The organism is Neobacillus niacini (assembly GCF_031457145.1).
Lineage (GTDB): Bacteria > Bacillota > Bacilli > Bacillales > Cytobacillaceae > Neobacillus > Neobacillus niacini_J.
The window spans coordinates 65,565-76,654 of sequence record NZ_JAVDVZ010000019.1; the positions used below are offsets into that span (position 1 = coordinate 65,565).

Here is an 11,090-nt window from a genome sequence, read left to right on the forward strand (position 1 = left end):
ATGAAGAAATTATGGATTCCATTCAAAAAAGTATGGAAGTTTGTTATCTTACTCTTTTTGATTCTGCTTACCTTTTCGTATGCGATGTTTCAAGGTGGATTTGTAAGCTGGTTCTTATTTTATAGCTTTTTACCTTTTGCTCTTTATTGTATATGTTTATCGTTTTATTCATTAAAAGAGTTGGAAATTACTCGTCAAATACCTAAAACAGATTACAACGCAGGTGAACCACTGAAGGTAATGGTAAATGTGAAGAGAAACTCAAGGTTCCCCATTTTTTATTTCCTCATTGAAGATCAAATGGATGAAACCCTAATGTATTCTCAGCAGAAAAAGAATTCAAAGGCATTAGTATTGCCTGGTTTTAAAAAGGAATTTTCCTATGAATATATCATTGACGAGCTGCCACGCGGGGAGCATAAATTCCACAGCTTTCTCGTGCGAACCGGGGACATTCTTGGCTTAGTTGAAAAAGAAAAACCTCATGAAAGTGAAAGTAAGATCATCGTCTATCCAGCATATACAGAGTTGCTTTACCGCCCATTTGAAACCCATTTCGATCAAGGGATGACCGCCTCAAGAGAACGGGTTCAGCGGGATACTACATTGGCAATTGGGATTAGAGATTACCAGCCCGGGGACCGTTTTTCATGGATTAATTGGAAAGCCACCGCAAAGCGAAATGAAATCATGACAAAAGAATTTGAGCAGCGTCAATCCCATGATGTTTTTATTGTGATGGATTGTGCTCCTGATATGCATTTTGAGGGAATCGTTTCCTTCACCGCCTCTTTATTACGAGCAGTACTGAAAAAAGGAGCACAAACCGGACTCTTAACCATCAGTCGAGAGAGAGCTTCATTTCCGATAAAGGGTGGGGAAAATCAGCTGCAACAGCTCTTTTACCATCTTGCTAGAATAGAAGCAAAGAGTCCTTCTTCGTTCGACAAGGTGTTAGAGACCGAGGGGATGTTTGTTCAGCAAACCGTTTCCTTCCTGCTAGTTACCGCTCAACTAACAAAGCCTTTAATAGAAAAAGCAGGTTTTCTTGGGCAAAGAAAAGGAAAGATTACTCTTTTTCTAATAAAAGGACAACAAGAAGCTCCTTCGGAAAATGAAAGGTCACTGATCGCACTGGCAAATGCACGAAATATACGTGTGTTGATGGTTCATGAAGGGGAATTTGCGTCGGCCTTTTCGGAGGTGAAGTTGAGATGAAAAGGGATGTTCAATCTTTTCTATTATACTTATTCGGTTTTTTGCTTTTATGGGAATGGTTACGTCCGGTGGAGCAATTAACTGCCACGGACCACATTGGAATGTTCATTATTTTTATTCTGCTATCTTCTGCAGTATCATTTTTAAAAGTAAGGTGGATTTGGCAAACAATAATAAAAATATGGTTCATCCTCTTTTCACTGAATCAGTTTCATTATCAAGACGGTTTCTTCCAATTTAGCTGGCTGTCTTTATTTTTTCGTGATGTTATCACTAATTTTAGCACTATTATCTCTCGTGATTGGGCAGGCCTGACAGATGAATTCCGAACATTTTTGTTTTTCATTCTTCTTTGGCTTATGGTTTACTTGGTCCACTATTGGCTGTTGAATCGAAAGAGGATATTTATTTTCTTCTTTATGACACTTATTTATATAACCGTTTTAGATACCTTTACACTTTATAGTGCGAAAACAGCAATCGTCCGAACCGTTATCGTGGGATTTGCTGTCATGGGGATGTTAACCTATTACCGAATCTTGGCTAAAGAAAATGTAAATAGTGATTCTTTCATTACTCGAAAATGGATGAGGCCTTTAGTGTTAATGATTGCTCTTAGTGTTATTGTTGGGATCATCTCCCCTAAATATGGACCAATATGGCCGGATCCTGTTCCATTTCTCAAGGCTGCTGCGGATAAAGGAGGAGATGAAGGAACTGGCAAAGGTGTTTCTAAAGTCGGGTATGGCGAAGATGATTCCCAATTAGGAGGCCCTTTTATCGGGGACGACAGTATCGTCTTCCATAGTGAAGCAGTTGAAAAGAATTATTGGAAGGTAGAAACAAAGGACCATTATACGGGGAAAGGTTGGATTCCATCCGGTTCATCACCCTTCCAAGTAGGTGGAGATGATTTAATACCTGTCTTTTCTATACCATCTAGAGTGGAAACACGGGATGAAACGGCTTCCTTATTTTTATTTATGGATTATAGTCATCTCATTTATCCGGCTGGTATTCAAAGAGTTCAATTTGAACGCAATTATAAGTTGGAAATCGATTCAACAAAGGAAAAGATTTCAATTTTAGACATTAACTCTGATCCAGTCGCACCAGATGACTATGTAATTAACTATAAGGTTCCGAAATATAAAGCAAGTGATTTAAGGCAGACAAGTGTTGCAGATCCTGGCCAAATTAATCAGGATTTTCTTGAAAAATATACACAATTGCCCGAAAACCTTCCTGATAGAATTAAGGAAATAGCTGAGAGTATTACGGTAGAAGAAACGAACTGGTTTGATAAAGCAAAAGCTGTGGAACGCCATTTTAGCAGCTCTGGGTTCACCTATAGTCAGACAGATGTGGCCATCCCGGGTGAAAATGATGATTACGTAGATCAATTTCTATTTGAAACAAAAATAGGGTATTGTGATAATTTTTCCACCTCAATGGCGGTTATGCTTCGATCATTAGGAATTCCTACACGTTGGGTAAAAGGGTATACGGGTGGGGATTTTATAAAAAACAGTGAGAATGATTCTTCGAAGCAAATCTATGAAGTCACGAATAATAATACCCATTCCTGGGTTGAAGTTTATTTTCCTAACCAAGGATGGGTACCGTTTGAGCCAACAAAGGGTTTCACGAACAATGTATCCATTGATTTTACAAGTGAAGATGGAACACAACCAGCTGCGGAAACCACTGCTCCAGTAACACCAGCACCTCAGAAGGATTTGGAGGAAGATGGAGATAATTCGAAGGAAACGAATCAGTCTTTCACATTGAGTGGTGTTTGGCTAAGCGTTAAAACGTTCTTAAATAATAATTGGAAGTTGATTCTGTTAACCTTTGTTTTCGTCATGAGTGTAGCAGGACTGATATATCGGTTACGAGGAAAATGGATACCGTATTTGTATTTACTGCAGTTCCGATTAAGAAAAAGGGATGAAAATATTGGTAAGGCCTACCTCGTTCTTTTAGACCAATTGGACCGGTACGGCTTAGCGCGTAACGAGGACCAAACTTTGAGAAATTATGCTAGGTACATTGATACTTTCTTTGAAACGAGAGAGATGTCGAGGCTTACGGACAGATATGAGCAATACTTATACCATCAGCAGCTCCCTGAAGGAAGCTGGAAGGATTCACGAGAATTATGGGAAAATTTAATTAAAAAGACTATTGCTTGACCAGTAAAACAACCTATTGTTACAATAAGCTGTGAATTTAATGTCTTTTCCTTCATATATCCTCGAAAATAGGGTTCGAGAGTCTCTACCGGGTCACCATAAATGACCTGACTATGAAGGCAGAAATTTCTGTCATAGCTATTATAAGAATGCTAGAATTCTGCCTTCCTTTTTTTTATTTTGGGAGGAGAATTCTAGTTTTTTTTTGTTATTAGAGCAAATACTATACGTAATATTTTGGAAGAGGTGGCCATATTGACAGGTACGCAGGATATGATTGTAGTTTTAGACTTTGGAAGCCAGTATAACCAGTTGATTACACGTAGGATCCGTGAGTTTGGTGTATATAGTGAATTACACCCGCATACGATAACTGCAGATGAAATAAGAAAAATGAATCCAAAGGGGATTATTTTTTCTGGTGGACCTAATAGCGTATATGATGAAAATTCATTCCGATGTGATGAAGAAATCTTTGAAATGGGTCTCCCAATCCTAGGTATCTGCTATGGAATGCAATTAATGACTGTTCATTTTAACGGTAAGGTTGAAAAAGCGAAAAACCGTGAGTACGGTAAAGCTGAAATGACGATTGAAAATCAAACGAAATTATTCCAAGATATGCCTGAAAAGCAAGTCGTGTGGATGAGTCATGGAGATTTAGTAGTGGAAGCGCCAGCTGGTTTTACAGTTGATGGAACAAACCCTTCATGTCCGATTTCTGCAATGAGCAATGAGGACAGACAGCTTTATGCAGTACAATTTCACCCAGAGGTTCGTCATTCCGTATACGGAAACGAGCTGCTTAAGAATTTTGTCTTTAATGTCTGCGACTGTAAAGGCGACTGGTCAATGGGGAACTTTATTGAAGTTGAAATGGCCAAAATTCGAGAGCTAGTTGGCGATAAGAAAGTACTTTGTGCCCTTAGTGGCGGTGTAGACTCGTCTGTTGTGGCTGTGCTTATTCACAAAGCGATAGGAGATCAACTAACGTGTATTTTTGTTGATCATGGTTTACTTCGCAAGAATGAAGCAGAAAGTGTGATGAAGACCTTTGCTGATGGCTTCCATATGAATGTGATTAAAGTCGATGCAAAAGAACGTTTCATGTCAAAATTAGAGGGCGTCTCTGATCCAGAGAAAAAACGCAAAATCATTGGCAATGAGTTCATTTATGTATTTGATGATGAAGCAACTAAGCTTGAAGGAATTGAATTTTTAGCACAAGGAACGCTGTATACGGATATTATTGAAAGTGGTACAGCTACGGCACAAACGATTAAATCACATCATAATGTCGGCGGGTTACCTGAAGACATGCAATTTACTTTGATTGAGCCATTGAATACCTTATTTAAAGATGAAGTCCGTGCTTTAGGAACAGAGCTTGGAATTCCAGATGACATTGTCTGGAGACAGCCATTCCCAGGACCTGGACTAGGCATTCGTGTCTTAGGGGCAATTTCTGAAGATAAACTTGAAATAGTCCGTGATTCTGACTGGATCCTTCGTGAAGAAATTAAAAAGGCTGGTCTAGATCGTGATATTTGGCAATACTTTACCGTACTTCCGGATATTCGCAGTGTTGGAGTAATGGGCGATGCCCGCACATATGATTATACAATTGGCATTCGTGCAGTAACCTCCATCGATGGAATGACATCTGATTGGGCACGAATCCCGTGGGATGTACTTGAAGTTATCTCTACTCGAATTGTAAATGAAGTCCAACACGTTAACCGAGTGGTCTATGACATTACGAGTAAGCCGCCTGCAACGATTGAATGGGAATAAATTTTATATAATGGTTCTAAAAGCGAACGTTTTTAAATATAATTTAAAAAACGTTCGCTTTTTGTGTTTACAAGTCCGGTAATCCCTGATAAGATGAAGGAGAAGTAAATAATTTGTCGATTTAACTCGTATAATATTGGGGATATGGCCCAAAAGTTTCTACCGAGCCACCGTAAATGGCTTGACTACGAGGCAGTGTTTATCTTTATTACACATGCCCAAAGTCAAGCGTTCCGGTAGATTTTTCGGAACGTTTTTTGTTTTATAAAAAGAAAGATTTTAGGGGGAACAAACAGATGCAGAAGTATTTTATGTTTAAGGAATTAGGGACGAATTATCGCCGTGAGATTATTGGCGGGATAACAACATTCTTGGCTATGGCCTATATATTAGTGGTTAACCCACTAACATTGACTCTATCAAGTATACCGGATTTACCAGACGCACTGCGGATGGATTATGGAGCAGTCTTTGTAGCAACAGCATTAGCTGCAGCAATTGGATCCATTGTGATGGGATTACTCGGAAAGTATCCACTAGCATTAGCACCTGGTATGGGATTGAATGCATTCTTTGCTTATTCCGTTGTGTTAGGAAGCGGCGTTCCATGGCAGCATGCTCTAGGAGCAGTATTCATTTCCGGTGTATTTTTCTTTTTGCTGACACTAACAGGTTTACGTGAGAAATTAATCAATGCGATTCCAATAGAGTTAAAGCATGCGGTCGGAGCCGGTATTGGTTTATACATTACTTTTATTGGATTACAGAGTGCTGGTATTGTAGTAAATAATGACGCGACACTAGTTGGATTAGGTGATTTGACAGCTGGACCAACATTACTAGCTATTTTCGGGATTGTTGTGACGGTTATTCTGATGACTAGAGGAATTAATGGAGCAGTATTTTTCGGAATGATTATTACTGTTATCGTAGGAATGATTTTTAACTTAATTGACACACCGGAGAAAATCGTCGATACCGTTCCAAGTATAGCACCTACATTTGGAGCTGCGTTTTCTTCTTTAACGGAAAGTTCGTTTTACACAATGACTATGCTCGGAATTATCTTGACTCTTTTGTTTGTCGATTTCTTTGATAATGCTGGGACACTTGTTGCAGTGGCGAATCAGGCAGGAATGATCAAAGACAATAAATTACCTCGTGCAGGCAGAGCATTAATTGCTGACTCGGTAGCAACAACTGTCGGTGCGGTACTTGGTACTTCAACGACTACATCTTATATTGAATCATCTGCTGGGGTAGCGGCAGGTGCAAGAACAGGTTTTGCTTCACTGGTTACAGCAGCATTGTTTATTCTATCATTGTTCTTCTTCCCATTATTATCAGTTGTAACTGCTGCAGTTACCGCGCCAGCACTAATCATTGTTGGGGCGTTGATGGTTTCTTCGTTAGGGAAAATTGAATGGACAAAATTTGAAGTGGCTGTCCCAGCCTTCCTTACTATGATTGCCATGCCTTTGACATATAGCATTGCTACAGGTATTGCAATTGGATTTATCTTTTACCCAATTACAATGATTGTTAAAGGGCGGATGAAGGAAATTCATCCAATCATGTACTTCTTCTTTGTTATTTTCATTCTATATTTCTTATTTTTATAATGGAGTTGAAAGAGTCTGTGAAATTCGCAGGCTCTTTTTTATGCTGTGAACTACTTCGCGAAATATTCTTTTTTTTCATAATAAAAGATAAAAATTTCCATTTTAAATCTGTATGATTAAAGTTGAATGGAAAGGAGTGTTGAAGGGTGAAGATACTAAGCATTCGGGAGCTGCGAAAAAGCTTTGGGAACTTTGAAGCCGTAAAGGGGGTGTCATTTTCGGTTGAAAAGGGCGAGTCTTTTAGTTTATTAGGACCTAATGGTGCGGGGAAATCCACAATCATTAATATGATGAGTGGTTTATATCCTCCGACTTTAGGTTCTATCGAAATTAATGGTATCAATGTTATTAAGAATCCAAAGCAGGCACAGAAAATGATTGGAGTAGTTCCTCAAGAAATTGCCCTTTATGAAGCATTGTCGGCAAAAGAAAACTTAAAGTTTTGGGGTAGGATGTACAATCTATCCGGAAAAGAACTAGAGAAAAGTGTCGATGAAGTTCTTGAAATCATCGGTTTGACGGAACGGGCAAAAGATAAAATTAAAACCTTTTCGGGTGGAATGAAACGGAGGGTGAATATAGGAGCAGCGATATTGCATCAGCCGGAGATGTTAATCATGGATGAGCCGACAGTCGGAATTGACCCTCAATCTCGAAATCATATCTTAGATACGGTAAAAAGGTTAAACGATGAAGGGATGACGATTATATATACCAGCCATTATATGGAGGAAGTAGAATATCTTTGTGAGCGGATTGGCATTATTGACCACGGGGAATTAATTGCTTTAGGGACACTGCGGGAATTGAGAGAAATGATTGGTGACCGGTCGAGAGTGATCGTGACAATGGATAAGGGCTATTCTAATCAAGTAGAGATGAAGAATTTATTGGAAAGTGTAGTAACGGAAAAAGACATTTTGATAAAGGACCATCAGCTAACAGTATTTCATAAGGAACCACAATTAATTTTAAGTGATATTATTCAGTTGGTGACAAGTAATGGGAAAAGGATTACTTCCGTAGAAATTATCGAGCCTAACTTAGAAAGTGTCTTTTTGCATCTAACTGGAAGAAGCTTAAGGGATTAGGGGGTGATGATGATGGCTTCAATATGGGTGGCTTGGAAAGATTTACTGATTGTCATTCGTGACAAACATGCATTTTTAACCTTAATAGCAATGCCTCTGTTGTTAATTGCCATTTTAGGTGCTGCTTTTGGCGATATGATGGATGGAGATGAAGATGTTACAATCAAGAAATTCACTTTGGGCGTGGTGAATTTAGATAAAGGTCAATTAGGTAAAGTTTTATCAGAAGAGGTATTTATGAATGAGTTATCAGACCAAATTCAGGTTAAATACTATCAGGAAGAAGAGCTGTATAAAAAAATCAAAGATCATAAATTAGAGGTTGGAATTGTTATTGACGAAGATTTTACGGCTTCGTTAATGACAGGAGAACAAGCACAGGCCAAGCTTATTACTGTGCCCGACTCGGGTATAAAGGCGACCATTGTTACAACTGTCATTGAACAATTTGCACAAACAATACCCATTAAAGCGATGTCTGAAAATTTGGCACAGCCTGTTCAAGCTAGTCCCTCCTCAGATGAATCCAGCCAGGAACTCCTCCACGAAACAGCCATTGATTCCACTACAAAGCCAGTAAGTTCTTTTCAGTATTATGCAGCTGCAATGGGAGTCATGTTCTTATTAATGACCGTCGTTCAGGGTGTGTCTACGATGATACTCGAGAAGGAACACGAGGTCTTTAAACGATTGCTAGTATCAAATTTAACCTACCTAAATTATCTAACTGGGAAAATGATTGGCTTAATTGTTATTTCTTTAACACAGGCTTTTGTGATTATCATCGGGACAAAGGTTCTTTTTGGTGTTGAATGGGGGAATTCGATTTCAGGCATTGTGGTTATGACATTTGCATTTGTCATTAGTGCATGTGGGTTAGGTGTATTAGCCGGATCCTTTATTAAGACGGAAAAAGCCTTTAATGCAGCTGGAATGTTGGGAACCCAAATCTTCGCTGCCTTAGGTGGAAGCATGGCACCATTGTATATTTTCCCAGATTGGTTTGTATCGGCTGCGAAAATATTACCGAATGGACTTGCGCTTCAAACCTATTTAGATCTTATGTCTGGGGCAACGCTTTCGGAGATTATCCCAGCTGTACTTGGCTCGGTTGCATTAGGGATATTCTTTTTTGCAATTGGATTAGTTCGCCTTTCAACTGAAAGGAGGGGGAAGTATGCGTAAAATCTGGACTGTTGCATGGCTTCATTTAAAAGAACTTTTTAAATCACCTGGAGCCTTGGTCATGATGTTTATTCTGCCAGGGCTGTTTAGCTGGATTTTTGGCGGTATTGCGATTGAATCGGAACAAAATAAACCTATAGTCGATGTTGTAATAAATGAAGAAGGACAAAGCGAAGAAATTTTTAACCTTTTGAAGAAGAATGAACATTATCAATGGAACAAAGTAACATTAAAACAAGCAAAAGCAAATGTAGAAGATCAGGATACTGTAGCCGCAGTTGTCATTCCAGCTGACATTCAACAAAGAATAATAGAAAAACAACCATTGTTTAACGTTTTTCTTCGCAGTAAAACAGAGGATTATCTTGCTTTAGAACCACATTTACAAGGGACAGCAAATATGATTGTTCGTTCTTATCAGAAGGTTGAAGAGGCAGATTCTGCAGCCTTTTCAGATATCTTGGAAGCAGTAGCAATGAGTAAAGGGGTTAATATAGAAAAACAAACGATTCAAAAGGACGAAAATAATTTGGTTGATATAAATTTAATGTTTGTTGGTTTTGCTATCATGTTTATGATGTTCGGTCTCTCTGGAGCAGCTTCAACCATATTAGATGAACGGATTGGTGGTACTTGGGGGAGATTGATGGTTACTCCAGCCAATAAGCTGCAAATCAGTTTAGGGTATCTGATTGCTTATTTCTTGATGGGCTGGATTCAGTTCGCAGTATTAATGGCAGCTATGAATATCTTGTTTGATACCCATTGGGGGAACTTAGCCTATATGATTCCTTTTGCTTCATTGGTGATCCTATGTGTAGTTGGGTTTGGCCTTATGATTGCTGGTATTGTAAAAACAAAACAACAAGCTGGGGCAATTGGAGCAGTGTTAATCGTAAGCACATGTATGCTCGGAGGTGTTTATTGGTCGATTGACCTTGTTCCGGAGTTTATGCAAAAAATATCTTTAGCGGTTCCCCAAAGCTGGGCGATGTCAGGGTTTAAAGAAATTATCAGTGGCAGCCTCCATTTCGATACACTTCTCAAGGATACGCTAGTATTGCTCGGATTTACGGCGGGGTTCTTTTTAATTGCCATTAGAGGAATTACATATAAGTAGGGATTAAAATAACAAAATAAAAAGAAGCACTGCCTTTCTCATATGAAAAGCAGTGCTTCTTTTTATTTGATAGTATTACGCTTTAAGACAATCAACTATGAAATTTCAATTTAAAAGGCAATTACTAAAGGACACATATTTACTAGAGAAGAGCTACATCAAATTAAACCTTCTTTTTCATTTGTTGTGTTAAAAAATCAATTTGCTGCTGCATTTGCTCCAATTGTTTTTGCGTTTGTTGTTGTTGAAGTGTCTGCTGCTGTTGTTCTTTTTGAGCTTGTGCTTTATCTTGTCTATCTTGTTCGAGTGCAATAGCTTGCCCTATTAAACTAATTAAATCTCCAGTAGTAGTAAACCACTGTCCAACGAATTGTATAATATCAGCGAAGTTGTTAGTAGTGCTGTTATTATTGTTGTTAGTATTGCTGTTATTATTGTTGTTATTATTTTCGTTACTATCAATTAAAGGACACATATTATTCCCTTCTTTACTATTTAAACTGTTTTATCTTATGCCACCAAGGCTTGTTTTGCATTAAAAAGGATTCTTTAATTCCCTGTTTTATCTATCTATAAATAAATTATAATGTTTTGTTGACGCACTCGTTGAACAGTGTTACTATATTAAAGCAGTCGTTACCGACGAGTTAACAACACAATGATATTAAAAAAAGTTTTAAAAAAATGTTGACTCTTAAATGACGAAATGATATATTAGTAGAGTTGCTTCTGAGATAAGTGATTCACGAAGCGATAGAAATTAAAATTGTTCTTTGAAAACTAAACAAACAAGAACGTCAACAAACAATTTTTTAGCTTTTTTTAAAAAGCTAAGCCAACGTAACAAATTGAGCTATATCAACTT

Annotated in this window: 8 protein-coding genes and 2 riboswitches; of the genes, 7 read left to right on the forward strand and 1 reads right to left on the reverse strand. The window is 38.2% G+C overall.

The genetic code is table 11. The features are described from left to right. From J2Y03_RS26635 to J2Y03_RS26665, 7 genes are all read left to right on the forward strand, one after another. Entirely contained in the window at positions 1-1,218 is a 1,218-nt protein-coding gene (locus tag J2Y03_RS26635) for a DUF58 domain-containing protein (RefSeq protein ID WP_310200084.1), read from the forward strand. Further along, complete coding sequence (locus J2Y03_RS26640) at positions 1,215-3,413, forward strand: DUF4129 domain-containing transglutaminase family protein (protein ID WP_310200086.1); 2,199 nt, start codon at positions 1,215-1,217, stop codon at positions 3,411-3,413. The genes J2Y03_RS26635 and J2Y03_RS26640 overlap by 4 nt, the downstream gene beginning before the upstream one ends. A gap of 32 nt (positions 3,414-3,445) precedes the next feature. Beyond that, positions 3,446-3,547: riboswitch (purine riboswitch) on the forward strand. A 139-nt stretch (positions 3,548-3,686) separates the two neighbouring features. Continuing rightward, positions 3,687-5,207, forward strand: a complete 1,521-nt coding sequence (guaA, locus tag J2Y03_RS26645; RefSeq protein WP_132096683.1) for a glutamine-hydrolyzing GMP synthase — start codon at positions 3,687-3,689, stop codon at positions 5,205-5,207. Positions 5,208-5,313: 106 nt separating this feature from the next. Further along, positions 5,314-5,415: riboswitch (purine riboswitch) on the forward strand. 88 nt (positions 5,416-5,503) lie between these two features. Continuing rightward, a complete protein-coding gene (locus tag J2Y03_RS26650; protein ID WP_310200088.1) occupies positions 5,504-6,829 on the forward strand; it encodes an NCS2 family permease in 1,326 nt (441 codons plus the stop codon). A 152-nt stretch (positions 6,830-6,981) separates the two neighbouring features. Continuing rightward, a complete protein-coding gene (locus tag J2Y03_RS26655) occupies positions 6,982-7,920 on the forward strand; it encodes an ABC transporter ATP-binding protein (RefSeq protein ID WP_310200103.1) in 939 nt (312 codons plus the stop codon). Between the two features lie 12 nt (positions 7,921-7,932). Beyond that, a complete protein-coding gene (locus tag J2Y03_RS26660; protein WP_310200089.1) occupies positions 7,933-9,105 on the forward strand; it encodes an ABC transporter permease in 1,173 nt (390 codons plus the stop codon). Next, on the forward strand, positions 9,098-10,225 hold the full coding sequence (locus J2Y03_RS26665) for an ABC transporter permease (RefSeq protein WP_310200091.1): 1,128 nt from the start codon (positions 9,098-9,100) through the stop codon (positions 10,223-10,225). Before J2Y03_RS26660 ends, J2Y03_RS26665 begins: the two co-directional genes overlap by 8 nt. 163 nt (positions 10,226-10,388) lie before the next feature. On the opposite strand, the gene J2Y03_RS26670 is transcribed toward J2Y03_RS26665, so the two are convergent. Continuing rightward, complete coding sequence (locus J2Y03_RS26670) at positions 10,389-10,700, reverse strand: hypothetical protein (protein WP_310200092.1); 312 nt, start codon at positions 10,698-10,700, stop codon at positions 10,389-10,391. Positions 10,701-11,090: the final 390 nt, after the last annotated feature.

Excerpts from the sequence above, each read along its gene's own strand:
- J2Y03_RS26665 (WP_310200091.1), top strand. The coding sequence starts at position 9,098 with ATGCGTAAAATCTGGACTGTTGCATGGCTTCATTTAAAAGAACTTTTT.
- J2Y03_RS26635 (WP_310200084.1), top strand. The coding sequence starts at position 1 with ATGAAGAAATTATGGATTCCATTCAAAAAAGTATGGAAGTTTGTTATC.
- J2Y03_RS26670 (WP_310200092.1), bottom strand. The coding sequence starts at position 10,700 with ATGTGTCCTTTAATTGATAGTAACGAAAATAATAACAACAATAATAAC.
- J2Y03_RS26650 (WP_310200088.1), top strand. The coding sequence starts at position 5,504 with ATGCAGAAGTATTTTATGTTTAAGGAATTAGGGACGAATTATCGCCGT.
- J2Y03_RS26640 (WP_310200086.1), top strand. The coding sequence starts at position 1,215 with ATGAAAAGGGATGTTCAATCTTTTCTATTATACTTATTCGGTTTTTTG.
- J2Y03_RS26660 (WP_310200089.1), top strand. The coding sequence starts at position 7,933 with ATGGCTTCAATATGGGTGGCTTGGAAAGATTTACTGATTGTCATTCGT.
- guaA (WP_132096683.1), top strand. The coding sequence starts at position 3,687 with ATGATTGTAGTTTTAGACTTTGGAAGCCAGTATAACCAGTTGATTACA.